26 protein-coding genes are annotated in these 25,870 nt (G+C 41.7%); 21 read left to right on the top strand and 5 right to left on the bottom strand.

Going from position 1 to position 25,870, the window contains the following annotated elements:
• Positions 1-13: 13 nt before the first annotated feature.
• Positions 14-508 carry a type IV pilin protein gene (locus B7991_RS09550; RefSeq protein ID WP_088630621.1) on the top strand — a complete coding sequence of 165 codons (495 nt, stop codon included), beginning with the start codon at positions 14-16 and terminating at the stop codon, positions 506-508.
• A 91-nt stretch (positions 509-599) separates the two neighbouring features.
• Positions 600-2,630, top strand: a complete 2,031-nt coding sequence (locus tag B7991_RS09545) for a glycoside hydrolase family 3 N-terminal domain-containing protein (protein ID WP_088630620.1) — start codon at positions 600-602, stop codon at positions 2,628-2,630.
• Here the strand turns inward: B7991_RS09545 and B7991_RS09540 are convergent.
• Entirely contained in the window at positions 2,627-3,625 is a 999-nt protein-coding gene (locus tag B7991_RS09540; RefSeq protein WP_088630619.1) for a HigA family addiction module antitoxin, read from the bottom strand. The two genes, B7991_RS09545 and B7991_RS09540, sit on opposite strands and share 4 nt — an antisense overlap.
• Before the next feature lie 182 nt (positions 3,626-3,807).
• Between B7991_RS09540 and B7991_RS09535 the strand changes: the two genes are divergently transcribed.
• The 5 genes from B7991_RS09535 (at position 3,808) to B7991_RS09515 (ending at position 9,678) form a co-directional block, all read left to right on the top strand.
• Positions 3,808-5,097 carry a DUF4062 domain-containing protein gene (locus tag B7991_RS09535; RefSeq protein ID WP_088630618.1) on the top strand — a complete coding sequence of 430 codons (1,290 nt, stop codon included), beginning with the start codon at positions 3,808-3,810 and terminating at the stop codon, positions 5,095-5,097.
• Positions 5,098-5,147: 50 nt separating this feature from the next.
• Complete coding sequence (rffA, locus tag B7991_RS09530) at positions 5,148-6,293, top strand: dTDP-4-amino-4,6-dideoxygalactose transaminase (protein WP_088630617.1); 1,146 nt, start codon at positions 5,148-5,150, stop codon at positions 6,291-6,293.
• Between the two features lie 6 nt (positions 6,294-6,299).
• Entirely contained in the window at positions 6,300-7,520 is a 1,221-nt protein-coding gene (locus tag B7991_RS09525) for an acetyl-CoA carboxylase biotin carboxylase subunit family protein (protein ID WP_088630616.1), read from the top strand.
• Positions 7,521-7,617: 97 nt separating this feature from the next.
• Positions 7,618-8,757 carry a Gfo/Idh/MocA family protein gene (locus B7991_RS09520; protein WP_088630615.1) on the top strand — a complete coding sequence of 380 codons (1,140 nt, stop codon included), beginning with the start codon at positions 7,618-7,620 and terminating at the stop codon, positions 8,755-8,757.
• Positions 8,758-9,678: a glycosyltransferase family 2 protein gene (locus B7991_RS09515; RefSeq protein WP_088630614.1), complete on the top strand. Its 921-nt coding sequence runs from the start codon at positions 8,758-8,760 to the stop codon at positions 9,676-9,678.
• Here B7991_RS09515 and B7991_RS09510 read toward each other — a convergent pair.
• Genes B7991_RS09510 through B7991_RS09500 form a run of 3 tightly spaced genes read right to left on the bottom strand, consistent with a single transcriptional unit; the run spans position 9,635 to position 10,630 of the window.
• On the bottom strand, positions 9,635-9,880 hold the full coding sequence (locus B7991_RS09510) for a hypothetical protein (RefSeq protein WP_254917920.1): 246 nt from the start codon (positions 9,878-9,880) through the stop codon (positions 9,635-9,637). The genes B7991_RS09515 and B7991_RS09510 overlap by 44 nt on opposite strands.
• Positions 9,880-10,443 carry a DUF3990 domain-containing protein gene (locus tag B7991_RS09505; protein WP_088630612.1) on the bottom strand — a complete coding sequence of 188 codons (564 nt, stop codon included), beginning with the start codon at positions 10,441-10,443 and terminating at the stop codon, positions 9,880-9,882. Before B7991_RS09505 ends, B7991_RS09510 begins: the two co-directional genes overlap by 1 nt.
• Positions 10,436-10,630 carry a DUF3791 domain-containing protein gene (locus tag B7991_RS09500; protein ID WP_254917924.1) on the bottom strand — a complete coding sequence of 65 codons (195 nt, stop codon included), beginning with the start codon at positions 10,628-10,630 and terminating at the stop codon, positions 10,436-10,438. The genes B7991_RS09505 and B7991_RS09500 overlap by 8 nt, the downstream gene beginning before the upstream one ends.
• A gap of 240 nt (positions 10,631-10,870) precedes the next feature.
• Between B7991_RS09500 and B7991_RS09495 the strand changes: the two genes are divergently transcribed.
• From B7991_RS09495 to B7991_RS09445, 11 genes are all read left to right on the top strand, one after another.
• Positions 10,871-11,050, top strand: a complete 180-nt coding sequence (locus tag B7991_RS09495) for a hypothetical protein (protein WP_088630611.1) — start codon at positions 10,871-10,873, stop codon at positions 11,048-11,050.
• 66 nt (positions 11,051-11,116) lie between these two features.
• Positions 11,117-12,637 (top strand): lipopolysaccharide biosynthesis protein, encoded by a 1,521-nt coding sequence (locus B7991_RS09490; RefSeq protein WP_088630610.1) that lies wholly within the window; start codon positions 11,117-11,119, stop codon positions 12,635-12,637.
• A gap of 3 nt (positions 12,638-12,640) precedes the next feature.
• Positions 12,641-13,813, top strand: a complete 1,173-nt coding sequence (locus B7991_RS09485; RefSeq protein ID WP_088630609.1) for a Coenzyme F420 hydrogenase/dehydrogenase, beta subunit C-terminal domain — start codon at positions 12,641-12,643, stop codon at positions 13,811-13,813.
• Complete coding sequence (locus B7991_RS09480; protein ID WP_088630608.1) at positions 13,801-14,931, top strand: polysaccharide pyruvyl transferase family protein; 1,131 nt, start codon at positions 13,801-13,803, stop codon at positions 14,929-14,931. Before B7991_RS09485 ends, B7991_RS09480 begins: the two co-directional genes overlap by 13 nt.
• 25 nt (positions 14,932-14,956) lie before the next feature.
• Positions 14,957-15,706 carry a glycosyltransferase family 32 protein gene (locus tag B7991_RS09475; RefSeq protein WP_088630607.1) on the top strand — a complete coding sequence of 250 codons (750 nt, stop codon included), beginning with the start codon at positions 14,957-14,959 and terminating at the stop codon, positions 15,704-15,706.
• Entirely contained in the window at positions 15,703-16,641 is a 939-nt protein-coding gene (locus B7991_RS09470) for a glycosyltransferase family 2 protein (protein ID WP_088630606.1), read from the top strand. The genes B7991_RS09475 and B7991_RS09470 overlap by 4 nt, the downstream gene beginning before the upstream one ends.
• Positions 16,638-17,573, top strand: coding sequence for a glycosyltransferase family 2 protein (locus tag B7991_RS09465; RefSeq protein ID WP_088630605.1), 936 nt, complete (start codon positions 16,638-16,640; stop codon positions 17,571-17,573). The genes B7991_RS09470 and B7991_RS09465 overlap by 4 nt, the downstream gene beginning before the upstream one ends.
• Positions 17,574-17,581: 8 nt before the next feature.
• The gene (locus B7991_RS09460) at positions 17,582-18,490 is read left to right on the top strand and encodes a glycosyltransferase family 2 protein (protein ID WP_088630604.1); all 909 of its coding nucleotides are present in this window, start codon (positions 17,582-17,584) and stop codon (positions 18,488-18,490) included.
• 21 nt (positions 18,491-18,511) lie between these two features.
• The gene (locus tag B7991_RS09455; protein ID WP_088630603.1) at positions 18,512-19,624 is read left to right on the top strand and encodes a glycosyltransferase family 1 protein; all 1,113 of its coding nucleotides are present in this window, start codon (positions 18,512-18,514) and stop codon (positions 19,622-19,624) included.
• Between the two features lie 122 nt (positions 19,625-19,746).
• Complete coding sequence (locus B7991_RS09450) at positions 19,747-20,442, top strand: FkbM family methyltransferase (RefSeq protein ID WP_176421793.1); 696 nt, start codon at positions 19,747-19,749, stop codon at positions 20,440-20,442.
• A 9-nt stretch (positions 20,443-20,451) separates the two neighbouring features.
• The gene (locus B7991_RS09445) at positions 20,452-21,165 is read left to right on the top strand and encodes a glycosyltransferase family 32 protein (RefSeq protein WP_088630601.1); all 714 of its coding nucleotides are present in this window, start codon (positions 20,452-20,454) and stop codon (positions 21,163-21,165) included.
• Here B7991_RS09445 and B7991_RS09440 read toward each other — a convergent pair.
• The gene (locus B7991_RS09440; protein ID WP_097020134.1) at positions 21,145-22,314 is read right to left on the bottom strand and encodes a glycosyltransferase; all 1,170 of its coding nucleotides are present in this window, start codon (positions 22,312-22,314) and stop codon (positions 21,145-21,147) included. The genes B7991_RS09445 and B7991_RS09440 overlap by 21 nt on opposite strands.
• Between B7991_RS09440 and B7991_RS09435 the strand changes: the two genes are divergently transcribed.
• The 3 genes from B7991_RS09435 to B7991_RS09425 are packed head-to-tail and all read left to right on the top strand — an operon-like array spanning position 22,315 to position 25,798.
• The gene (locus B7991_RS09435; RefSeq protein WP_097020135.1) at positions 22,315-24,093 is read left to right on the top strand and encodes a hypothetical protein; all 1,779 of its coding nucleotides are present in this window, start codon (positions 22,315-22,317) and stop codon (positions 24,091-24,093) included. It begins immediately after the preceding gene.
• Positions 24,093-25,382 carry a hypothetical protein gene (locus tag B7991_RS09430; protein ID WP_088630598.1) on the top strand — a complete coding sequence of 430 codons (1,290 nt, stop codon included), beginning with the start codon at positions 24,093-24,095 and terminating at the stop codon, positions 25,380-25,382. The genes B7991_RS09435 and B7991_RS09430 overlap by 1 nt, the downstream gene beginning before the upstream one ends.
• A 14-nt stretch (positions 25,383-25,396) precedes the next feature.
• Positions 25,397-25,798, top strand: coding sequence for a hypothetical protein (locus B7991_RS09425; RefSeq protein ID WP_088630597.1), 402 nt, complete (start codon positions 25,397-25,399; stop codon positions 25,796-25,798).
• Positions 25,799-25,870: the final 72 nt, after the last annotated feature.

Below are 25,870 nucleotides of genomic sequence, written 5' to 3'. Positions count from 1 at the left end.
TATGTGGAGCAATATGGAGAAACAAGGTTTTTCCCTTATTGAATTAATGGTGGCAGTCGTCATCTCGGGCATCCTTGCTGCGGTTGCCGTTCCAAAGCTATTTGGCTTTATTGACAAAGCCAAAGCTTCCGAAATCAGCCTTGCCGCAGGCACCTACGTCAAGCTACTCGAAACCTATGTGTCAGAACATAGCAAAGGCGGCAACTGGCACGATATCGGATACAAGTCCCCCGCAGGCAACAGCCGAGGAATTGCGGGCTCCACAAATTTCCTTTACGACGCCACGCAAGCCTTTTACAACTGGTCAGCCGAATCTACAGTGAACCTGAACGACTGCACCACAGGCAACAAATGGTTCATCAATTACTCGCTAGAAAATGGTTCCCACCACGTCATGTTCTGGGCATCCAACACCGACGTCACCAAATGCAGTGACGCATTGACTCCGAATTTCAAACGACTGAGCAATACAACTACGCCCATCACAACACCCGGCGGCAAAGAATAAAAATTGTTTCCAGACGTACACAGTAAAAAGCGGGCTCGTGTTTTCACGCCCGCTTTTTTGAATGTAGATTTATCTTGTAAAAGGGTAAATTATGAATTTTTCAAAAATCGGCATTTTTGCAATCGCTACATTAGCAGCCACAACTCAGGCTAGCATCAAGGGGAATATCGTTGACGAATCGGTCGCTCCCGTCCACAACGCGGCAGTCACCGTCAGGACACTCCCGAAGCTCATCGCCAACGCGCGAACGCTCACCAACGACAAGGGCGCATTCAGCTTGGGTAATGCCAAGAAAGGTCAAAGCATCGTCGTACACAAAGCGGGATTTTTACCCGAAACACTCAGCGTCGTTCCCGGCAAAAACAATTACGGCAGCATCACGCTAAAGCGCGACCCGATTGAAACTCGCATCGACAGCATCATGGCAAAGATGACTCTCGAAGACATGATTGCCCAAATGACACAAGCCAAAGCACCGGCCGTAAAATGCGGCAACAGCATCTGCGGTTCTGCTCTTGAAGGCGGCGGCGCTTACACGGCAGACTTTTATGCCAACGCCTGGAAACAGAAAATACCTGTCATCTACGGCAAGGACAACGTCCACGGCGTCGCCGACGTGAATAACGCAACAATCTTCCCGCATAACATCGGGCTTGGCGCCACGCGAGATTCCGCACTCGTTCGTAAAATCGGGCAAGCCGTCGCCGAAGAAATGTGGGCAGCACACATCGACTTGAACTTCGCACCCGCCATCACCGTTCCGCAAGACGAACGCTGGGGCCGCGTGTACGAAGGTTTTGGCGAAACTACAGAACTTGCCGTTGACCTCGGAGCCGCATTTGTACGCGGTCAGCAGGGAGACAACAATGATGCCGAATGGCGCGTCATCACCACGCTCAAGCACTTCATTGGCGACGGTGCTACAGACAACGGTTTCGACCGCGGAAACGCCACCATGACAGACAAAGTCCTCCGCCAAAAGTATTTGCCACCTTACGAAGCTGGCGTTGAACAAGGCGCCCTCAGCGTCATGGCTAGTTTCAACCAGGTGAACGGCATCCACCAGCACGTAGACTCCGCAAAAATCACAGGCATCCTCAAGACAGAACTAGCATTTGACGGTTACGTCATCGCCGACTGGGAAGGCATCGAAAGCTCCACAACGCCAGGCGCCGCAGGCGACTACTCGCCCGGACTCGTCACCGGAATTTCTTCGAAGGACGCCATCAAGAACGCCATCAACGCAGGCCTCGACATGGCAATGGTTCCGCAATCTGCCGAAAGCTTTGTCAAGAGCATGAAGGAGCTCGTTGCATCAGGTGCGATTAGCGAAGAACGTGTCAAGGATGCTTGCCGCAGAATCTTGCGTGCAAAAATCCGCGCGGGCAGGATTGACAATCCAAGCGGCCCAGCCGCTTACGTTGGCGTCACAAAGAACATCGGCAGTGCAGAGCACCGCCAACTCGCCCGCGAAGCCGTGCAAAAGAGCCTCGTCATTTTGAAAAACAAGATGGTCCTCCCGCTCAAGACTACAGACAAAATTTTCGTCACCGGTAGCCACGCCAACAACACCGGCTTACAATGCGGAGCATGGACGCAAGGCTGGCAAGGCACCATGGAAAACGTCCCCGGCGCAACATCTATTCAGGCTGGCTTTGACGAAGTTGCAAATGGCGCACGCGTCGCCACCGCCGAAGAAGCAAAGACAATCGTCTATGTCATCGGTGAAGTTCCGTATGCCGAATGGTTCGGTGACTACCGCGGCGATGACTTCAACAACAAAATCATCACCAAAAAAGCCAGAACCGACATGTCATTCAATAGCACCGACAGCGACATCGCACAAATTAAAGAATGGCAAAAAGCAGGTCACAAAGTGGCCGTCGTACTCATCACCGGCCGCCCACTCCCCATCACCTCGCTCATCAACGCCGCCGATGCATTCGTCGTCGCATGGCTCCCCGGAAGCGAAGGAGCTGGCGTTGCGGACGTACTCTTTGGCAAAGTCAAGCCCACGGGCAAACTCCCCCACACTTGGCCCAAAGACGCCAAGCAAATCCCGATCAACGTTGGCGACGGGAAAAAGGGACTCTACCCATACGGATTCGGGTTGACATACTAAGCGTCGAAACCCGCCTCCAGCATGCACTTCTGCGCAAAGCAGTTGGCCTCGTCCTCTTTTTCGGGATAGTTGTGCGTGATTTCGATGTTCTGCAAGCAGATTCCCTTCTTGCCATGATAAAGCACATGCGCAAGTTCGTGAAAGAATGTGAACCACATCGTTTCACGCTTTTTAAAGCGGTCATGCAACTGGATTAGCGGAACATCCTTGTACCAGCGATACATGCCGTGAATCGGCGAGCTCTTGAAATTCTGTACAAAAAGCACGCGAATACCTATTTTGCGGCATAACTCTTGCAAGCCAGTCATGCAGTCGTCAACCACTTCCGCCTCAGGCGTCCAGTAGGTGATACGCTTTTCGCGCTTCGGCAACTTCTTGTTTGCAGCCGCAAACGCAATAATTTCAGGAAGCGCCGCCTTAAGCTTTTTACGAACCGCAGGCTGCCCCAGCTTTTCCATCGGATCCTGATCCGACAGAATCTCGCCACGGCGAATCCACGCCGAAGTCGCATACGGATCCTTGACCTCCGCAAGCGAAATACGGAACGCCACCTTCAGTTGCGCCTTTTTGTAATAACCATCCCATGCCTGCGGAGATGCCACCGCAAAGAACTTCAACAGAGGCATCAAAGATTTGCTTTCATCCTTTTTTTGTCGAACCCATTCGCGGACATCAAGTTCCACGGGGAAAGACTTTTTCCAAAGGGACTGATCCATAAGCGAAGCCTTAATTTTCTCACGCGACAAAAATTCGTCGTAAGCCATCTGACTACGCAGCCAAAACCCAGCAGGTATTTCCGTAACCATTTCAAGAGAAATGGCCGATTCGGGCGTGATTCGGCAATTTCCCTGCAAAATGTCATTCACCGCCTTGGGCGTGTAGCCCATGCGTGCAGCCAAATCATTGGCATCAAGGCCCATTTCTTCAATTTTTTCAGCAAGATGCCGCCCAGGCGGCGTCACTACAGCTAATTCATCACATCTATAAACCCGCATTTAATCCTCATAATTTTAATACACCTATAATATAATTCAAAATTTTAATATAAGCAAGTGGTGTAGTATTTTCATCAGAGCACCAACAAAAGTCCGCCCCCTTGACAGCGAAATCGCGAGGAGTATAAATTTAGGGGCACCTATTTTTTGAAATAGTTAAAGGAGTAACAACGGAAGGATTTATGAAATTTCAAATATTTATTTCAAGCGTACAAAGGGAATTTGCCGAAGAACGCAAACAGCTATTCTCATACTTAACGAACGACCCAATTTTGTCGTTATTTTTCAAGCCATTCATCTTTGAAAATCATCCAGCAAGCAACAGCAAAACCCATGACATTTATCTTAAAGAAGTCGAGAAAAGCGATATATATCTAGGACTTTTGGGTAACGAATATGGCACGGCATCGAAAAACAGCATATCCCCCACAGAACAGGAATACAATCTTGCAAATAAGCTACATAAAACATGCCTTATATTCATCAAAAAAGACAATTCACAAAGACACCCCAAAGAGATAAAATTCATTCAAAAAGTTGAAAAGAACAACGTGAGGCGATCATTTACCGACTATGATGAATTGAAAAATGCTGTATATAAAGCCCTTGTTCTTTACATGGAAGAGAAAGAACTCATTCGAACAGGTCCTTTTGATCAAGCCAAAAATAACGAGGCTACCATAGACGATATTGACGAAGAGAAAGTTCGAAATTTCATCCAGCTTTCAAAACAAAGACGTAATTTTAAACTAAGTTCCGACACCCCCGTTGAGAACTTCTTACGACATTTAGATATGATTGATGAAAAAGGCAAATTAGCCAACGCATCCATTCTCCTTTTCGGCAAAAAGCCTCAAAAATTCTTTATCACCTCAGAAGTAAAATGCGCCCAATTTTATGGGAACAAAGTTGAAAAACCAATTCCCTCATTACAAATCTACAAAGGCGATGTTTTTCAACTGATTGACCAAGCAACGAGTTTCGTACTGAGCCGCGTTGACAATTGGATAGGAACAAGAGCACAAGGCCTAACCGCAGCAGTCCCCACACATCCAGAACTTCCTATGGAGGCCGTAAAAGAAGCCATGCAACGTTGTGGATACATAGAAAAGACGGGAACCGGGACAGGAGACATTGTAAAGCAATGCCTACAATACGGTTTAAAAAAGCCTCTATTCCAAGATGACGACGACTTTAAGACCATCATCTGGAGAAAAGAGACACAAGAAATTTCCAGAAACGAATCCGAAAACTCACCAAAGGTTACAGAAAAGGTTACAGAAAAGGTTACAGAAAACCAAAGAAAAATTTTATTGATAATTAAGCAAGATCCGTCAGTGTCTCAAGACGAAATTGCAGCTATCGTAGGAATCAGCCGCATTCATGTAAATAAGAATATGAAAAAAATGGAACAAAAAGGAATCATTAAACGTGTAGGCCCCGACAAAGGCGGCCATTGGGAGGTAAAATGAGCACTACACTCCCAAAGAAATTATATATTACGCTTTGTAAAGAATTAGGGATGTGTAGAGCAATGAAAATTCCTTTTAACCAGCCTCCCTTCGTGGGGCCTGAAATTGATTATGTACGGAAGGCCGTTGAAAGCGGCCGAATCTGCGGCGATGGGCAATTCAACCAGAAATGCCACGCCTGGCTGGAACAAAAAACGGGTGTCGCCCGCGCATTGCTCACCACAAGTTGCACCCACGCTCTTGAGATGTCCGCACTTTTGTGCAACATCCAGCCCGGTGACGAAGTCATCATGCCGTCGTTCACGTTCGTTTCAACCGCCGATGCTTTTGCCATGCGCGGTGCCAAATGCGTGTTTGTGGACATCCGTCCGGACACAATGAACATTGACGAAAAGCTAATTGAAGAAGCCATCACAGAAAAGACTCGCGCCATCGTCCCCGTGCATTATGCAGGCGTCGGCTGCGAAATGGATACAATCAACGCCATCGCTAAAAAGCACAATTTATTCGTCATCGAAGACGCCGCGCAAGGCATGATGGCCACCTACAAAGGTCGTTCGCTTGGGGCGCTCGGAGATTTCGGTTGCTATAGTTTTCACGAGACAAAGAACTACAGCATGGGCGAAGGCGGCGCCATTCTCATCGCCGACAAGAAGTATTCTGACCACGCCGAAATCATCCGCGAAAAAGGCACAAACCGCGTGCAGTTCCATCGCGGAGAAGTCGACAAGTACACATGGGTGGAACTCGGCTCCAGCTACTTGCCAAGCGAACTCAACGCAGCCTACCTCTACGCCGAACTCGAAAACGCTCAGAAAATTTTCGACAATCGCATGGCAAGCTGGAACGCTTACCGAGAACGTTTACAGCCGCTCACCGATGCAGGCGATTTGCAACTTCCGTACATTCCGCCAGAATGTTGCCACAACGCGCACATGTTCTACCTGAAGGTCGCCGATCTCAAAACACGAACCGCACTCATTGCGCACCTCGTCAAAAACGGGATTCTCGCCGTATTCCACTACGTGCCGCTCCACAACGCCCCCGCCGGTAAACGTTTCGGACGTTTCAATGGCGAAGACCGTTACACCACCCACGAAAGCGACCGTCTGTTGCGACTCCCCATGTTCTACGGATTAAAGCCAGACGATCAGGAATTCGTGTGTGATAAAGTAAAGGAATTTTTCGGGAAGTAAAAAGAAATGGAGCAAAGCAATCCACAAAAGAAGCTCTTGTTATTAGGCGGCAGCCATGCTGAAATTCCGCTCATTCAAGCGGCACATGAACTCGGCTGGTACGTGATTACTACGGGTAACAATCGCGATGGGCTCGGACACCCTTACGCCGACAAGACCGTTTTTGCAGACTTCAGCGACAAAAACGCTATGTTAGAACTAGCCAGCAATGAAGGCGTGCAAGCAGTTTGTTCCGGATGCAACGATTTCGCTTTGCTTTCAACAGTGTACGTTTGCGAAAAAATGGGATTGCCAGGGCATGATTCCTATGCGACAAGCCTTGAGCTACATCATAAGGACAAATATCGCGCACTTGCGACAAGACTAGGAATACCGACACCGCAGGCAATTACAATTAAAGTCGCCGAGAAGTGCTCTTCCGAGATGCGCGAAGATTTTGACGAGGCAATTGCACAGCTCACCTTTCCCATCATCGTCAAACCCGTTGATTTGACCGGTGGCAAAGGCATCCACCGTGCCGCCAACATCGAAGAAGCTCGCGCGGCCTACAAAGATGCCTGCAGCTGCACTCGGCAAGACCACATTGTAGTCGAAGAATTCGTACAAGGCACAAACCACGGATTCTCCGCCATGCTCGTGAAAGGCAAAGTCGCATTTGCATTTTCCGACAACGAACAGTATCACCTCAACAAGTACATGGTCTCGGGAGCAAACTCGCCAAGCACCACAAGTGCTGCGGGCCTCGCCAAGCTCCGTGACTACAGCGAACGCATCGCCCGCGAATTACACCTCGTCGATGGCATTTTGCATATCCAATACATCGAGCGTGCTGACGGCACGCCAGTCATCATTGAGATATGTCGCCGACCGCCAGGAGATCTGTACATCAAATTCGTCAAATACGCCACCGGAATCGACTACCCAAAATTCATTGTGATGGCAGAAACTGGAATGGATATTTCGGGCATCGCCGATGTTCCCACGCAAGGATCCTGGCTCAGGCATTGCATTATGGCGGACCGTGAAGGAATAGTCCGCGACGTCACCTTTGCTCCAGAAATTCAAAAGAATATCGTCGAAAAATTTCTGTGGTACAAGCCGGGCGAATCTATTTCAGACAAGCTCTTATACAAAGCAGGCATCGTATTTTTCAAGTTCGACACCCTCGCCGAAATGCAAGACAAAACAGCAAGAATGACGGAACTTGCCAAAATCATAGTAGAATAAAGGAGATTCCGGGTCAAGCCCGGAATGACAACTAAAAACGCCATGGCGGACCAGATCCGCCATCTAATCGAAAAGAAATATCCTATATTCAAAAACGATGAAAAAAGAACCTTACCAAATTGCGTTTATCGGAGGCGGAATCAATTCAGCCATCGGCGAAGTCCACAAGGCGGCAAGCCAGATGGACGGCCATTTTGAACTCGTGGCCGGCGCATTCAGCACGCACGAAGAAACAAACCGCGAAACTGCCCACACCTGGGGTGTTTCCGAAGAACGCACGTACGCGAAATATCAAGATTTATTGCAAGCCGAAAAAGGCAAACTCGATGCAGTCGTAGTACTCGCACCGACAGACTACCACAAAGACATCGTCATCGACGCGCTCAAAGCAGGTTACCCCGTCATTTGTGAAAAGTCGCTCGCCACAAGCGTTGCCGAAGGCGAAGCCATTGCAAAAGTTGTTGCCGAAACAAAAGGATTTTTCTGCACCACGTACAACTACACCGGATACCCGATGATTCGCGAACTCAAGCAGTTCATCGCCGATGGTAAGCTCGGAAAAATTCAGCAAGTGCAAGTTGAAATGCCGCAAGAAGGCTTTATGCGCCTAGGCGCAAACAACGAACCGCCCAAGCCGCAAAGTTGGCGACTCAAGGACACCGTGATTCCGAAGATTTCACTCGACCTCGGCAGCCACCTGCACAACATGATTTACTTTTTGACAGGCGAACGCCCCGAACACATCGTCGCCGACCAGACAACCTTCGGACTCTTCCCGCAAATCGTTGATAACGTGGGCGCACTCGTGCAATACACGAACAACGTTCGCGCACAAATCTGGTTCAGCAAGACTGCACTCGGCAACCGCAATGGGCTGCGCATCCGCGTTTACGGCAGCGAAGGCAGCGCCGAATGGTTCCAGCTAGAACCCGAAACGCTCAAGACGTGCGACCTGCGCGGCAACGTTAGCCTCCGCGACCGCACCGGCGACGTCAAAATTGCCAACCAGCAGCGTTACAATCGCTTCAAAGCAGGCCACCCCGCCGGATTCATCGAAGCTTTCGCGAACTACTATAAAGACATCGCCGATTGCCTCAACCAGTATTTTGCCACCGGCAGCTTCAAAAGCCAGTACGTATGCGGCATCCGCACATCGCTCGAAGGCCTCGCCATGATGCAAGCCGCCGCCAAGTCCGCCCAAAGCAACAAGTGGGAATCCGTTCAGCAAAGGTTCTAGATGAAACTCTCTTTTGTAATTCCCTGTTACCGTAGCGAAAACACAATCTCGGCAGTCGTCCAAGAAATCCGCGAAACAATCGCCACACGCCCAAGCACCGAATACGAAATCGTACTCGTCAACGATTGCAGCCCCGACAACGTATGGCAAGTCATCAAGAAGCTTGCCGCCGAAGACACGCATATCAAGGGAATCTGCCTCGCCAAAAATTTCGGTCAGCACAGCGCGCTCATGGCTGGTTACGGACAAGCTACTGGCGATTACATCATCAGCCTCGATGACGACGGACAAACGCCCGCCAGCGAAAGCTTCAAGCTCGTCGACAAAATCGAAGAAGGTTATGATGTTGTTTACGGCTATTACAGGCACTCCGCGCAGCACCTGTTCCGCCGCTTTGGTAGCTGGGTCAACAAGAAAATGGCAGAAGCCATCATCGGCCAACCCAAGACGCTCCACACCACGAGTTTCTTTATCATGCGCAAATTCATCGCCGATGAAATCGTGCGCTATCCCCACCCCTTCGCCTACATCAGTGGCCTCGTTTTCCGCGCCACCAAGAGCCTCGGCAACGTAGAAGTCGAACACCGCCACCGCATAGAAGGCGAATCCGGCTACACCCTCACAGGCCTCATTCGACTCTGGATTAACGGCTTTACCGCATTCTCCGTGAAGCCCCTCCGCGCCGCCACCTTCATCGGCATCCTCTGCGCCCTCGTAGGCTTCGGGGCCGGCCTCTTTGTCATTTACAAAAAACTCATGTTCCCCGAAGTCCCCGTTGGCTACACCAGCATGCTCGCCACCATACTCTTTACCGGCGGCATGATCATGCTTTTGCTCGGGCTCATCGGCGAATACATCGGCCGCATCTACATCAGCATCAACCAGTCACCGCAATACGTTGTGCGCGAACAGACGTTTTAGATAGTTCCTGACGGTATAGTTCCTCTATAAATGCGGGGCCATCCCACCAAAGCTTGCTACTTTCATTATAGAGCATTTGTCCCGTATGCGAGCGTAAAAAGCGAGGCAAAACATCGGATGCATCACAACCATCCTCTTTTGCTATGCTTTCAACAACCATCGTAGTAAGCAAGTCAATGGCTGCATTAATGCGATCAGTCATTACATCCATACACGTTCACTCCCCATAAACGACAGTTGGTTCAATGCGGCATTAGACTTGAAGCAATACTGATTCTTTAATCGCTCTGGAAGTAACAACCGAATGCAAATATCATCTGCAGAGGCAGAGCCAATCTCGCCAAACGCATTCGCCATATAAGTCACAATCGTACTATTGGTTGCATCATTTGCAATTTTGCCCCCAATAACATCATATTTAGAGCAATCTCCCAGCACATCAGCGAAAACGTTTTTCTTTCGATGAGCAACTACACAATGAAGCCAAGATGAATCAGCAGTCTCATAGATTTTGATATTGAGATAGCCATCCTCTTTATACCGGAACGCCGAGACCACGCCATATTTTTGACTTGCAACAAGACTATTTTCTATAGCTTTCTGCGTAGAAATTTTAGCAAAGGATTCGGCCTGTTTCTTGTCAGTTGTCAGGTAAAAGCCTTGACCAAAATCCTTATAACGAGCGCACTTCTGTAAATCAGGAGTTTGTACTTCGCAAAAGCTACCATGGTAAAGGATGTCTCCATCTTTCAATAAATCAACCACAGGTAGCCCCCTTCGCGTCAAGATACTGCTTTACATCGTCAAGTACAGCTAAATCACCCTCTACATGGAACAAATCCCACATCTTCGCGATATAATGATACACCCCCTTTTCTTCAAAAAGGGTTGCAACCTGCGGAAGCGACATTTTCCACCTTTCCGCCGCAAGACGCGTAAGCCTAGTCTGCATATAGATGATTTGCGATTTTTCGTCCATCGTTAATAAAATATATAAAAACAAATTTAAAGCGTTTTTTTACACTACCTCGCAGAAAGAACATAGCCATTGCTACCAGCATTAAAATCAGGATAAGAAAGACATTGTCAATACCCACAACAAAAACTAGTATAAAGCCCCAAATTAGGCATCAATCCCCATATAAATTCGCCATCATAGGACTTTTAATCTATATTATTGAAATAGATCTCTATGTCAAACAAAGAAGCATTACATCAACTCTACACACAATGTCAAAAAATCAATTTTGACGAATCCTTTGACATTATCTCATCGGCAAAAGACCCAGAAGAAGCTGATTTTTTTCGTTTGGTAACAGATTTCATCCTGAAGCAAAAGCAGAAAAAAGTTATCAAAGAGAACCTGTTCTAGATGAAAAGCAACAGCAGCATGACCATATTGAAATAAAAAACGACAACAAACAGGTTCACATATATAATGGCAACATTTTCACAACTTCCACTCAACATGATAGCCGCAGTTGCAGCATTTGTAGTGGGATTTTTTATTAATTTTTTCTTAACGCCATACATAGTCAAATCATTAGGAACCGAAGCATATGGTTTTATAGGCCTGACAACAAATATCATCAGCTATACAGGACTGATTTCAATAGCCTTAAATTCCATGGCCGGACGATTTATCACTATTGAATATTGTAAAAACAAGATAGACTCTGCCAACAAATACTACACATCCGTTTTCTTTTCCAATATCATCCTTAGCTTAATCATTGCATTACTTTCTTTGTTTTTCATCATATGGATGGAATCTATCGTCAGCATTCCTCAGACTCTTATTTTTGAAGTCAAAATGCTATTTGCATTATTAGCATTAAACAACATTTTCAACCTAATATCAAACACGTGGGGAGTCTCTCTCTTTGTAAAAAACAGACTAGATTTAGGAAACATTCGAAACATCCTAGGAACTGTGATAAACGCATCAACCATAGTATTGTGCTTCTCTTTTTTTAATATCCATCTTTGGTATATCGGCCTTGCCGGATTTCTTCTCGCAGCATACACTGCCATCACGAATTTTCGATTCGCTGCAAGCCTTACACCAGACCTACATATAAAAAAAAGTTATTTCGATTTTGGGAAAATAAAGGAACTTCTAAAATCAGGTGTTTGGAATCTAATTGCGAAGTTGGGCGACATTCTTGGGCAGGGTTTAGATCTTCTAATTGCAAATTTATTTATTGGCACCATTGAAATGGGAATGTTCGCAATAACTAAAAATATTCCTTTTTTGATACTCGGTCTTTTCCAAACCATATCCGGAGTTTTCGCCCCAGTTTTCACAAAATTATACGCCCAAAACAAAAAAGACAATCTTCTAAAAGAGATCCATAAATCTATTCGTTTCTTATCTTTTTTTGCAGTAGTACCCTTAGTATTTCTCTACATCTATGGAGATTGTTTCTTTAAACTTTGGCTACCGACAGAAGATTCATCTAAACTAATACGATTAACTATTTTGGGGACATTCGCCCTGCCATACACCTTACCCTTAGAATCCCTTTGGAACATTTTTACAGTAACAAATAAAATCAAAGTTCCAACAATTTTCACAGTCGCAAACAATCTTCTTGTTTTTGCAATTGTAATGGTATCCATGTGTTTTTTTGAATCACCAGAAAAAAGACTTTTCATTCTTGCTGGTACTCGTTCTATTTGCGGAATTATTCGAGGTTTCCTCTTCTTACCGATATATGGAGCTCAGTGCTTGGAAATATCCAAAAAATCTTTCTTTAAGGACATTTTCAAATCTCTTTTCTGTCTAGCACTTTGTCTTTTGGCAGGCTACGGAATTCGTCACATAGTAGTTCCAAATTCATGGATTGAACTATTCATCGCAACAACAGCCATCTGCATACCATGTTTCATTTTCAGTTTTATTATAATTTTAACTAAAGAAGACAGACAACTTATTTTAAAGAAATTCTTCAACTAATGTATGATAAGGATTGAAAACGAAATAGATTGCTGTGGATGTTCGGCATGCGAACAAGCATGTCCTGTTCACGCAATAAAAATGCATAGGGACAAACTTGGATTTGATTATCCTGTTGTTAACGAAAAAGCATGCATAAATTGCAAAGCATGTGATAAAGTGTGTCCTATAAAAAACGAGTCTGAAGAACGTATCCCCAAACACGTTTATGCCGTAAAAAGCAAAAATAAAGAAGAACGAATAGCTAGTTCCTCAGGCGGAGTATTCTCTATTCTCGCCAAAGACACATTGGCTAAAGGAGGAACTGTTTATGGAGCTGCGTTTGATAACAATTGGAAAGTACATCACATTCGTGTAGAATCTGAAACTGAACTATACCTTTTACGAGGTTCAAAATACGTTCAAAGCACAATGGGAACAACATTCAAACAAGTTCAAAAAGATTTACAAGATAAAATTCCTGTATTATTTTCAGGAACACCTTGTCAAATCGCAGGATTATTGAGATTTCTAAATAAGAAATATTCAAACTTAACCACCGTTGATGTTGCCTGCCACGGTGTACCAAATCCAAGAATTTGGGAAGACTATTTAAAAAACATTTCATCGAAAGGAAAAATTGAAAACATAATTTTCAAAGATAAGTCTACTGGATGGAAATGGGATTCATATAGTTTTAGCATAACGCTTTCTGGCAAAAAAATCATTGAAAATGCATGGCAACAACCATATATGCAATTGTTTTTACATGATTTTGTATTACGCCCGTCATGCCATTTTTGTCATTTTAGAAATGGGAAGAGCGGCTCGGACATGACGATAGCGGACTATTGGGGAATAGAACGAAATTATCCTGATTATTTTGACGATATTGGAGTAAGCGCATTAATATCATGGAGCTCACCTTTACATAATTGTATCAAGTCTCACGCTAATTATATAGAAACAAATTTTGACGATTTTTGTTACGGAAACATAGCTCTAAAAAAGAGCCCCCCCCAGAATTTTCATTCAAAAGTATTCTATTTCATGTATGATAGATTTCATTTCCCATTAAAGTTGAGTTTAAATACGGGTCTAGCAATAAAGTATTCGTACATATTTTTTCAAAAATTTTATTTTTTCTCATTATTTATCATAAAGAAAATTTTATTCATCCGCAAATGGCAAAAATAGGAATTATAACATTCAATTCGACAATCGACAACTATGGTCAAATACTCCAATATTTGGCAACTCAGGAATATTTAAAAAGTTTAGGTCATGTTCCAATCCTTGTCGAGCCCAACGGATGGAAAAGAACATTCCCCCGTCTTATCAAGTGGTCTATACAAATCACATATGGTTATCTTAAAAACGTCGCTTCACGATTAACGCCTCACAAAAAAAATTCAATTATTGAAAAAGAACTTGAAAAAGAAAACACATTCAAAGAATGGGCATTAACTACAGCAAATCAAGAAAAAACTCATCCCAGACACTTTAACTCTTTCAGAAAAAAGTATTTTTCATGTCAAACTGGGACTTTTGACGAAATACTTTCAAGTGGATACGATTCGTTCTGTGTAGGCAGCGATCAAACATGGTCTGCGGCAGGATGGTATTGGATGCTCGGCTGGGTGCAAAAAAAAATAAGGCGTTTTTCGATAGCGCCTAGCGTTGGGCACAGAAAATACACAAAAAAAGAACTAAAAAGTTTTACCCCCTATTTAAAAAAATTCGATTTCATCACCGTTCGCGAAAACAACGGCATTGAGCTTTGCAAACAATGCGGACGAAACGATGCTGTTAAAATTTTGGACCCCGTTTTTTTACTAGAAACTGGAGAATACAACAAGTTTGCAACAAAAGTTCCCCTTAATAAGCCATATGTATTAATCTATATGCTTGGCGGAGAAATTGCGTTGCCTATATTCAAAATCATTGAATTTTGTAACAGACATGGATTAGAAGTTAAGTATGTAGAAAGTCAAGGTAGAAATGAAAATATTCCAAACAAAATCTATGCAACTGTAGAAGAATGGCTCGGTCTGATAAGTAATGCAAAATATGTAATCACAAATTCATTCCACGGGACTGCATTTTCAATAATTTATCATAAGCCATTCCTTGTTTTTCCTCTTATAAATCTAATGAGCGATATGAATGAAAGAATATACGATTTAACAAAACAAATGGAGTTGGAAACAAGAATCTACAAGGATAATCTTGACATACTGTTATGCGATATAAATTGGGATATTGCAGACCTAAAAATCAAAGAAAATAAAAAATGGCTAAAAAATAAAATTTAAACGTAATTTAGTGTCGGAAATAATCATGATTCCTAAAACAATTCATTACTGTTGGTTCGGACGAAAGCCCCTCCCCGATTTAGCTTTAAAATGCATTGCTTCCTGGAAAAAATTTCTTCCAGACTATGAAATAAAAGAATGGACCGAAGACAATTTTAACGTCAACGAAATTCCCTATACAACTCAAGCGTACCAACAAAAAAAATATGCATTTGTAAGCGATTACGCCAGATTCAAAATAATGTATGAACATGGAGGCATATATTTTGACACAGATGTGGAAGTTATAAAACCTTTAGACGATATCATTGATAAAGGGTCTTTTTGGGGATTAGAAGAAGATTGCCTTACTGGAAAATTTGCATGCGCTCCGGGGCTTGGATTTTCTTGTAATCCCGGGCTTGGAATATGTAAAGACATGATAGAGTTATATAAATCATTAAATTTTTTACTTCCCAATGGAAAACTCAACTTAAACACCGTAGTTCAATACTTGTCAGAATTACTTATAAAAAAAGGAGTAAAGCCTCAATCAGGAATAATCCAATTTGATGAAATTAACATTTACCCAATGGAGTATTTTTGCCCTATAAGTTACGTAACTGGCGAAAAAAAATTTACCCCAAATACTAGAACAATCCATCATTTTGCAGCTTCCTGGGTAAATCCATACGACAATCTCCCGCTATATGCGAAAATTTGGAAATTTCTCCACTTACCTAACACAGATATTCGAAAAAAATTTTTCCAATCAAGCAAAAAAAATAAAGCATGATTCATCCTCTAGTTTCCATAATCGTCCCCATCTACAAGGTTGAGCCGTATTTGCGGCGATGCTTAGATAGCATTGTCAACCAGACCTACGCGAATCTTGAAATCATCTTGGTAGATGATGGTTCCCCCGATGGATGTCCACAGATTTGTGATGAATATGCAGCAAAGGACAAACGCATTGTAGTCATTCACAAACAAAACGGCGGGTTATCAGATGCTCGAAATGTTGGATTAGATATATGCAAAGGAGAATTTATTTCGTTTGTTGACAGCGATGACTGGGTGGATGAAAAATATATTGAAGAGTTATTTAAAATTACAATAAAAGAAAATACTGACATTGCTATTGCAGAAAATATCCGAACTACGCAAAACACACCAAAACAAGACTCTAAAAGCGTTATAAAAACATATTCAAACAAAGAAGCGATTTTTCACTTATTCAGCCAGAATCACCTTGCATTTATAGTTTCATGGGGGAAAATATACAAACAAAATCTTTTTTCTACACTTCGTTTTCCTATTGGGAAATTTCATGAAGACGAATTCACGACTTATCTCCTATTTAATAAATCAAAAAAAATATCATACACTTCCAAAATTCTCTATTTCTATTTTCAACGCCCCGACAGCATCATGGGAAATCAACACCCACATGATTTGTTAGAAGCAGAAGAAAAACAATTTGATTTTATATTAAAAAATAACATGATTGATTTACTATCCACCCAAGCCAAACTTATTTGTTGGCAAATTTTATACATTAATAGTATTTCATCAAATGAAAATCTTAAAATAAAACTATATTACTACGAGAAATATCTAAAAAAACAAAGCAATCCCTTTATCCACTATTTTCTACTTAAAATTTTTTGCAAGCACCCCTATTTATATACAATCCTTCGAAAAATTTCACCATTCCATATCAGAAAATGAATCCCCTAGTATCTTTAATCGTCCCCATTTATAATGCGGATAAATATTTAACCCGCTGTTTAAATTCTATTGTAAACCAAACGTATACTAATCTGGAAATCATTCTCATTAATGATGGCTCAACCGATACAAGCCTGAATATCTGCAATAAATACGCCCAAAAAGACTCCAGAATTGTACTTATCAACAAGACAAACGAGGGCGCTTCTGTAGCTAGAAATATAGGCATTCAGATGTCCTGTGGAGAGTACATTGCATTTTTGGATGCAGACGATTGGATAGCCTCCAATTACATTGAGCAACTAATGATACCATTTGAATACGAAGACATTGATATATCCATATGCAATTACCAAATATGCAACGATTACATTTTAACACCACCCGAATTGAATCACAATTTTTCATACAGAAACGCAAAAGATTATTTGCTTGAAAATCAAAAAAAAGGAAATTTCACAATAATCGTTCCTTGGGGTAAGATATTCAAGAAAAAAATTATATTTGGTATATTCTTCCCTGAAAGGCTCCATTTTGAAGATGAAGCTACTGTATATAAGTATTTTTACGCGTCCAATCAAATTGCAGAATGCAATTATAAAGCGTATTTTTACTTTCAGTCAAAAAATGGATTAACAAAATCTGTATACCCCCAACACCCTGAAGATGCTATCAAAGTATTCGAATCACAATATGAATTTTTTAAAGAAAAAAAAGATACAGCATTTTTTCAACAAACCTTAGCAACATTATTATGGAAATGTTTAACTTTATACATCTTGAAGAAAGACAAAAGAAATTTTGCAAAGAATAAAATAACCCAATATTTAAAAGATTTCCAGGATTTCAATGTCAATTACGAACATTCACATTCTTTAAGTTTTTTTTGTCATTTCCCCTTTATTTATCTTTTATATAAAAAAATATTTTAGAGTTTTTTATGCCGTTTGTCACCATCTTCACACCCACCTATAACCGTAGACAATTGATAGAAAGGCTCTATCAATCACTTTTGTCACAAACTGCAAAAAACTTTGAGTGGATAGTAGTTGATGATGGTAGTACAGACGACACGGAAAAATATTTTTCTGAAATACTTTCCAAATCACAGCTATTCCCAATTCGCTATATAAAACAAACCAACGGCGGTAAACATAGAGCAATAAACCGCGGAGTCCAATTAGCAAATGGAGAATTATTTTTTACTGTAGATTCAGACGATTATTTAACAAAAGATGCTGTAGAAAAAGTAACCAAATGGACCAATACCTTAGACAATTCGCACAAATGGGCAGGCGTAGCAGGACTTCGAGGAAACAAAGAACTCAACGTTATTGGAGAAAGGAACAATTCAAGCCTTTACATAGACGCAAAAAATACAGAACGAAGGCAGAATAATCTTCAAGGCGATAAACCCGAAATCTATTTTACTGAAATTCTAAAAAAATTTCCATTTCCCGAAATTCCTGGAGAAAATTTCATTTCCGAAGAAATTGTATCAAATAAACTCGCAAGAAATGGTTATTACATGCGATGGTTCAACGAAATTATATATATTGGGGACTATTTAGAAAACGGACTAACATACAACAACAACAAGCATACACAAAATCCACAAGGATGCCTATTATGGGCAAAAGGACAAATTTTATCATTTCCAAGAGACTGGAGAAAACGTTTTTTAGCAATCGGAATATATCATGGTGCTGTAAGAAAAAGACAAAACATATTCAAAACCGCATCTGATTTGAATATAAGCTCTTTAACAGTTATATTAGCTTACACGATAATAATGCTCTACAAGCCCTTATATGATTTTTCAACTAAATTAGCTCATAAAACCAAATAATAGCCTTTTAATAAATCCCTTATGAATCTTTTAATTGACATGTCCTGCATAAATGCGAAGAATGTTCACGCAAGCATTCCTACATACATAACCAAGTTGGTTGACTCCTTTTACTCTAACGGGATTTCCAATATAACATTGCTAGCAGACATAAGCCAATTTAAGTCATATTCCCAAAGGTATCCAAACTACAAGATATACACAATCAAGCGAAATTATCTTCTTTACAGGATTCCAATAATCAGCGACTTATATGCTCGCTATACATACAAAAAAGCACTCTCAAAAATAAACTGCGACACAGTCCTTATCGCAAGCGATCAAGATCGCGGAACAATAGCTGAAATCACTCAAAAAAAAATCATCGTTATTCATGATTTAAAAGGGATAAAAACAAATTCCAGAATAATAAATTTAAAAAATCTTGCCTTTTACAAAAAACTTATAAATCAAGCATCTACAGTAGTAGCCATTTCTGGGTGTACAAAAAAAGACATTATTCAATATTTGTCTATTTCCGAAAACAAGATCCATATCATTCCCAATAGTGTATCACTGTCAAAAAGCAGCACTCAAATAGAAGGTATCCCCAACAAATACATTCTATATGTAAACACACTTCAGCCGCATAAGAATGTTCAAACACTTATAGCAGCATACAATGAATGTAAGTTTAAAAACGATTATAAATTAGTCATCGTTGGTAAAGAAACCACTTTTTGGGATAATCAGGTCAAATCGCTAATTAAGCAAAATAAACTAGAGCAAAACATAATCCATCTAAAAGATCTCTCTAATGAAGAACTCCACTATGTTTATGAAAACGCCTCTCTATTCATCACCACATCACTACATGAAGGCTTTGGCTACACCCCCATAGAAGCTGCAATATGCGGAGTCCCTGTAATCAGTTCAACTAGCGAAGCTCTAAAAGAGTCAACACAAGGATTACTAAATTATTACAAACCAGCAAATGATTATATTTCATTATCAAAAAAAATAGATGAAATTATCAGCACGCCTCCATCCAAAGCCTCACTAAAGGCAATTGCAGAAAAATTAAAAAAAGATTATTCTCCAGAGACCCAATTAAACAGATTTATTTATATAACAAATTCATTAAATCAAGGATAAAAATGTTTTCCAACATTCGAAACAATCTTAAAAAAAACAAGTTTTGCATCAAACTTTACTCTATTTTGCAATGGCATGAAAGAATATACGCATTAAAACGATTTCTATACATGGATAGAGAAATGGAAAAGAATGATTTCGTTTTGACCATGAAAAATGGGATAAAATTTTACATTCCATATTACAAAACGGATCTTATTCAAAAAGAAATTGCCAACACAAAAAATTTTTATGAAGTAGAAATACTAAACACAATCTTCAAACAATCCAGATTTTACACGCCCCAAAAAGGAATTTTTCTTGACATTGGTTCAAATATAGGAAATCACACTTTATATTGTTTTTCAAAGGACCTTATACAAAGCGCATACTGTTTTGAGCCCGTACAAGACACTTTTCAAATATTACAGAAAAATATTTCGATAAACAATCTTCAAAATAAAGTGAAATTATTTAATGTTGGCGTAGGAGAAACACGAGGAACGGCACAAATAAAAAGCTACAACATAAACAACACGGGTTCGTCACAACTAAAGATCTCAAGCGAAGGCAATATTCCAATAATTTCCATCGACGATTTAAAATTTGAGCAAGATATTTCTTTTGTAAAAATTGATGTTGAAGGATTCGAACTCAATGTTATAAAAGGAATGCTCAACACAATTAAAACGCACAAGCCCACTATATTCATAGAAATTAGGAATCCGTTTTTCAATGAAATCAACAAATACTTGAAAGATTTTGGATACAACCACCAAAGAATAGATAACGAAACCGATAATGATATAAGCAATTATTTATTTTTTTACAACGGGTAATATTCAAAAATGATTCCCAAAGTCATACATTACTGTTGGTTCGGTCATAACAAGTTGCCGCCTCTTGCAAAGAAATGCATTGCTTCATGGCGTAAATTTCTACCCGATTATGAGATAAAGGAATGGAACGAAGACAACTTTGATGTCAACAACATTCTCTATACAAAACAAGCCTACAAGCATAAGAAATACGCATTCGTCAGTGACTATGCACGATTCAAAATTCTTTATGAATACGGCGGAATTTATTTTGACACAGACGTTGAGGTCATCAAATCTCTAGATGATATTCTCGCAAAAGGATCATTTTTCGGTCTCGAAAACGAAAGCCATTTCGCTTGTAATCCCGGCCTTGGATTTGCCTGCAAACCAAAATTTCATTTATTAAAAGAAATGCTAGACTTATACGCCAACATACAGTTCGAGACTACATCTGGCACACTCAACAAAAAAACGATTGTCAAGTACTTTTCTGAAATGTTGAGTTCAAAAGGGCTACAAGCATCACCCGGCATTATTAATTTCGAAGGAGCAAACTTTTATCCGGCCGAATATTTCTGTCCCAAGCCTTCAGAATTTGGGAAAATCCAAATTACAGAAAATACACGCACAATTCACCATTACGCAGCATCATGGATTGGCCCTAAACAACAGTTTGCAAATTTTATGATTCGAATTTTTGGAAAAAAGCTGATAATGAAATTATACAACCTGATAAAGTGATTCCAACATTCCGTAGCATTTCCAAATATCAAACCGTTCGCTTTTTATCTGCGGATTCCTGCGGTCAACAGCCAAGTTCAGCGAGCTTAACATTTCACACCAAGGCTTTGCATTTTCAATTGGCAATTGGAATACACAGTCCGTTATAGCAGTTTCCTTTGGCACAGCAGAACTCACTATACATGGCAATCCAGTATATTGAGCCTCTATCAGCGTCATCGGGAAAGCTTCACGCGTTGAAGGCAACAAAAGGACATCCATTGCACTATAGAATCCAACGACATCTTTTTGCAATCCAGCAAAAATGACTCTACCTTCAATACCTTTTTGTTTTACTTGGTTCTGAATTTCAGTTTGCAGAGGCCCATTCCCTACCAGTAGCAATTTGCAATTACTATGGTTCTGCGAATATTCTGAAAACAATTCAACAATGAATTTGTGATTTTTTTCAGGGAAAAATCGCCCAACGTGTCCGATTACAAAATCATCATCGGTAATTCCATATTTCACACGGATTTCTCGCCGTACGGATTCGCAAAATTTAAACCGTTCCGGATCAATGGCATTGGGCAATATCGTCACCTTGCCAGTTTTTACCGTATTTGCACCCCAACCATTAATGGCGGCAGCTTCACCACAAGCAAGCCAGTGAGTGGCGAAAAGTTTGCAAGGGATTCGCATTACGGAGCATAATGTCGTTTTTATGGAATAGGCGATTCCGCCCCGGAACAAGTCCGGGGTGACATTACAGCCAGAACGAGAAGGTTGCGAAACAGTATAAGCCTGGTGGTGATGAGCAATTCGTTTCTTGACACCGGCAAGCATCGCCAAGAAGCACACATAGCTGTTCATAAACCAATCCAAGTGGCTATGGACCACATCGTAATTACCATTACGAAAGATCCTAAACATCGTCCATAAATGTTTCAACGGATGATGCACCTTGTCTGGAATCTGGATACAATTGATTCCAGCTTCGCGGAACCGTTCCAAAATTTGCGGATTCGGCTCGTACTGATATAGCAAATCAAAATGAATGTCGTGCATACGCGAACAGTAGTTCAAAACGACTTGTTCCGAACCACCACCAACAATTCCATGCAACACCTGACAAACGCGAATCATATCAAAAAAATATATATTTTTCACATGCCTTTTAAACGCGCACTCACATTCTCTTTAGTTATTAATCTTTTCTTTTTAGCTTTATGCCTGATTTTCGGCGACCTTAAGTTTGGCGCCGTCGATGACTACTTTATGGCAGCGCGTCTCACAGGCGCACTCGGCACAGATTATAATCCGCATTTGATTTTCGTCAACGCCATTTATGGCTACGCACTATCGCCATTATACCACCTATTCCCTAAAATCGGATGGTATTATATTGGCGAAATGTTCTCGGTTTTTCTCTCGTTCACAGTTATTGGATACGTATTGTTACAGCGATGCGGAGAACGTTGGGGAGCAATTCTAGCGGCTCTATTTACGGCCCTTTTCGCAAGCGACTTTTATTTAGTGGTTCAATTTACGCAATGTGCATCTATTTTGAGTGCCGCAGGAATGTTGCTGTTTGCATACGGAGTGGTAAAACAATCAAACACAGATTGCCACACCACCGTTTCAGCGAGACTCAACGACCTTGGAGCTCGCAATGGCTTTATGGATTCCGTTGCTTCGCTCCAGAATGACATTCAAAAAGCAATTCCATTTATATTAGGAGTCCTCCTCATGCTGTGGGGTTCTGTGATGCGGTGGCAAGCGTTCCTCATGGGCATGCCGTTCTTTTGTCTTGGGCTACTATTTATTTTGCGTGAGTGTTGGAAAGCCAAATGGCATGTGATTGCAGGCCTAGCAATTCTTTTTGCGGCAGCATTCGCAATGCACAATTTCGATCAAAATATATACAAGACTCCCGAATACGAAGCATTCAATAAATTTCAAGGGCCTCGCGTGGCTTTAGGCGACAACAGCAATTACAATCAGAACGCAGTATTAGAAGATATCGAAGAACTAGGATTATCCAGCAAAGATTACCTCATGCTCACAGAATGGGTTCACTATGACACCGAAGTTTTCTCTGTTGACAGTCTCAAACGATACACCGATGTCATTCCCCCTTATCGCGATACAAATCCACTAGAATTCATCCCTCGCCAATTATTTTCGGCCCTCAGCAACGCACTCCACTCTCCACTTTTTTGGACGTGGTTTATCATGTGCTTGTTGATTTATATAACGAATCGAAAAAAATCCATTTACGCATGGGCATCCCTTTTTATCATCTTGGCACTGATGGCTCAACTGCTTGCTATGGGACGGCTAGTCTATCGCGTCGAAAGCGGATTTTGGCTTTATGCAGCAGTCCTCGCCATTCCGTTATTCAATAAAATCACGCTAGCAATTCCACGAAAGCTTGTTTACACCATACTAGGCGTAATCGCCACTGCAAATACAATTTCATACGCAAATTCAGGGAACTTAGTTCGCAACCCCGTCAATGGAGAAAAGAGAACAATTGCAGTTGAAGACTCCACTGATTACACACAAGTTTTCAATTACATCGACAGCCAACCCGACAAAATGTTTTTGCTCAGTATGAACGCATTCATGCGATTCAGCCACCACCGCAATCCGCCTTACTTGGCAACGCCAATCGGTTCATTCAGACGCACAGTTTCATTCGGCTATTGGACACCCTACTTACCCGAAGTTACCACAGCACTAGCAGACTTTGGCATAAGCAATCCCATCAAGGACGTTGTCAAAAACAACGTAATTGTCTTAAACAAGCCCGGATTAACCGATTTTTTAGAACGCCACTATTACAACAAAGTTGTCCTAGACACACTTGCCAAATTTGGGGACATGACATTCTATAAATACCGTTTAACACAAAGTGCAGACACTCTTTCAAAGGAGGCTGAATAATGCAACGTCTCCTATACCCCCTCATAGCAAGTGCTCTCATCACCATCGTATCTTTTTTACTGACATTCGAGAAAGGGCAGAACATTGTCCGCGGCCTATTCGGCTATGAGTTCTTTGCATTGTTGCTGTTCATTGTTTTTATCAAAGAAAAACTTTTAAGGACAATACCGAGTAGCAGACTCTTTTCACCGCGAGGTTTCCTAAAAAGCCCAAAACAAATCCCGGCACGTTTTATAACATATTCAGGACTCCTAATATTACTCATTGCAGCACTTTTCACCATCGCTTGGACAGATTTGCAAAACCAACTCGCCTTTAAAAACTGGAAGACAAGCTGGTATGGAATATTACCATTCGCCACATGCAGCCTCGCAATCGCCATGGTTTGGAAAATCAAATCATTCCAATTCAACACCATAAGCTTTATTTTATTCGTTACGCTATTCGTTCACCTAGCTGCACTCAATTACTATCCTGCCCAGCCACTCGTCCAATTCCCGACAATCGACTACTTAGAACGCACCGCACCCAAGCCCGTTCAGCGAACTAATATTTCCGATGAATTCAAAGAAGAATGGGCAGTCACAGATTCCGTTTCCATCACAAAAAATTACGTTGACACGACACGCAACAATGTCATCATACTTGTAGAAAGCTGGGGCATTCCTCTTGATATAAAGCGATTCGAAAAACAATTAAAAACATTCAACGCCCCAATATTCGTTGGCATTCACAATCGCATGTATAGCCGCACCCGCACAGCAGAACGAGAAGACCTAATACAAACTTTCACACGCGACTCCACAGGCCATCGAGATACCACCTTTTTACCCCAAACATTCGCAAACATCGGCTACAAAACAACATTCCTATTTGGCGGAGACAGCATGGAACAATGGCGGCACAAATACATCGCAAACATAGGATTTAATGATTCGTTTTATGGCAAAAAATCAAAAAGCGATCTCATTTTAAACGACGCTCAAATGATTGCCAAAATAGACAACATCCTCGCCGACACTACTCAAAAACACTTTATAGCTTGGACAACCCACGATACAAAATTTCCATTACCCGGATTTTCTGATATTTACAATAACAACGCCGAAGCTATAGATTCCGCCTACACAGAACGACTTATCAAGACACTCTCGCAAATCGCCGTTTTGGCACAAAAACACCCCGAAACAAGATTCATTGTTCAAGGCGACCACAACCCCATCCTCTCCCCTATCAAGTTCCAAGAACGCTTCTACAAGCGGTGGGTTCCGTTCGTGATATTGAACTAATTACTCACTCAAAAATGACCGCAACCTACGTGAAGTTGCAGGATGCTTATGCAGCTGAAACTGGTGCCGCTGGTGCATGGTCGGAAATCGGCTATATCGCTCCGGGTACAAAGGCTTCTGACGGAAAGTCTTCTAAGACAACGGTTTTTCAGTATAGTGACCAATTCGCACCAAAAGATAATACCAAACACACAACGATGGTTGGTGAGTTGAGTACTACGGAGGTTGGTGAAGCCGGTTGGGCTGCTGAAGCATTAACTGCACTCAATGATTGTGCTGTGAAAAGCGAATGGACTGTCAAATTGGCAAAGGGCGATGCCTCTGCAAGTGGCTCGATGGTTAAGTACGTTGCTAAAAATCCGACCGGAACCGGTTGTGCTTCTTTGACGGCAAACTTCGAAAACATCGGCAAGTAGTTTTTAAACAGATTTGCTGAAAATAATGAATCCTTCCCAAGGGGAAGGATTTTTTTCAGCTCTGTGAAGTAG

The sequence above is a fragment of the Fibrobacter sp. UWB3 genome (genome assembly GCF_002210405.1).
Lineage (GTDB): Bacteria > Fibrobacterota > Fibrobacteria > Fibrobacterales > Fibrobacteraceae > Fibrobacter.
Note: the sequence above shows the minus strand (reverse complement) of the source record. Positions and strands in the feature narration are given on the sequence as shown.

What these genes read in the sequence shown, in the direction of transcription:
- B7991_RS09525 (WP_088630616.1), top strand. Translation starts at nt 6,300, where the DNA reads ATGGAGCAAAGCAATCCACAAAAGAAGCTCTTGTTATTAGGCGGCAGC.
- B7991_RS09510 (WP_254917920.1), bottom strand. Translation starts at nt 9,880, where the DNA reads ATGACTGATCGCATTAATGCAGCCATTGACTTGCTTACTACGATGGTT.
- B7991_RS09490 (WP_088630610.1), top strand. Translation starts at nt 11,117, where the DNA reads ATGGCAACATTTTCACAACTTCCACTCAACATGATAGCCGCAGTTGCA.
- B7991_RS09550 (WP_088630621.1), top strand. Translation starts at nt 14, where the DNA reads ATGGAGAAACAAGGTTTTTCCCTTATTGAATTAATGGTGGCAGTCGTC.
- B7991_RS09515 (WP_088630614.1), top strand. Translation starts at nt 8,758, where the DNA reads ATGAAACTCTCTTTTGTAATTCCCTGTTACCGTAGCGAAAACACAATC.
- B7991_RS09450 (WP_176421793.1), top strand. Translation starts at nt 19,747, where the DNA reads ATGGAAAAGAATGATTTCGTTTTGACCATGAAAAATGGGATAAAATTT.
- B7991_RS09435 (WP_097020135.1), top strand. Translation starts at nt 22,315, where the DNA reads ATGCCTTTTAAACGCGCACTCACATTCTCTTTAGTTATTAATCTTTTC.
- B7991_RS09500 (WP_254917924.1), bottom strand. Translation starts at nt 10,630, where the DNA reads ATGCAGACTAGGCTTACGCGTCTTGCGGCGGAAAGGTGGAAAATGTCG.
- B7991_RS09520 (WP_088630615.1), top strand. Translation starts at nt 7,618, where the DNA reads ATGAAAAAAGAACCTTACCAAATTGCGTTTATCGGAGGCGGAATCAAT.
- B7991_RS09460 (WP_088630604.1), top strand. Translation starts at nt 17,582, where the DNA reads ATGCCGTTTGTCACCATCTTCACACCCACCTATAACCGTAGACAATTG.
- B7991_RS09535 (WP_088630618.1), top strand. Translation starts at nt 3,808, where the DNA reads ATGAAATTTCAAATATTTATTTCAAGCGTACAAAGGGAATTTGCCGAA.
- B7991_RS09455 (WP_088630603.1), top strand. Translation starts at nt 18,512, where the DNA reads ATGAATCTTTTAATTGACATGTCCTGCATAAATGCGAAGAATGTTCAC.
- B7991_RS09485 (WP_088630609.1), top strand. Translation starts at nt 12,641, where the DNA reads ATGATAAGGATTGAAAACGAAATAGATTGCTGTGGATGTTCGGCATGC.
- B7991_RS09430 (WP_088630598.1), top strand. Translation starts at nt 24,093, where the DNA reads ATGCAACGTCTCCTATACCCCCTCATAGCAAGTGCTCTCATCACCATC.
- B7991_RS09425 (WP_088630597.1), top strand. Translation starts at nt 25,397, where the DNA reads ATGACCGCAACCTACGTGAAGTTGCAGGATGCTTATGCAGCTGAAACT.
- B7991_RS09475 (WP_088630607.1), top strand. Translation starts at nt 14,957, where the DNA reads ATGATTCCTAAAACAATTCATTACTGTTGGTTCGGACGAAAGCCCCTC.
- B7991_RS09540 (WP_088630619.1), bottom strand. Translation starts at nt 3,625, where the DNA reads ATGCGGGTTTATAGATGTGATGAATTAGCTGTAGTGACGCCGCCTGGG.
- B7991_RS09445 (WP_088630601.1), top strand. Translation starts at nt 20,452, where the DNA reads ATGATTCCCAAAGTCATACATTACTGTTGGTTCGGTCATAACAAGTTG.
- rffA (WP_088630617.1), top strand. Translation starts at nt 5,148, where the DNA reads ATGTGTAGAGCAATGAAAATTCCTTTTAACCAGCCTCCCTTCGTGGGG.
- B7991_RS09470 (WP_088630606.1), top strand. Translation starts at nt 15,703, where the DNA reads ATGATTCATCCTCTAGTTTCCATAATCGTCCCCATCTACAAGGTTGAG.
- B7991_RS09545 (WP_088630620.1), top strand. Translation starts at nt 600, where the DNA reads ATGAATTTTTCAAAAATCGGCATTTTTGCAATCGCTACATTAGCAGCC.
- B7991_RS09495 (WP_088630611.1), top strand. Translation starts at nt 10,871, where the DNA reads ATGTCAAACAAAGAAGCATTACATCAACTCTACACACAATGTCAAAAA.
- B7991_RS09480 (WP_088630608.1), top strand. Translation starts at nt 13,801, where the DNA reads ATGGCAAAAATAGGAATTATAACATTCAATTCGACAATCGACAACTAT.
- B7991_RS09465 (WP_088630605.1), top strand. Translation starts at nt 16,638, where the DNA reads ATGAATCCCCTAGTATCTTTAATCGTCCCCATTTATAATGCGGATAAA.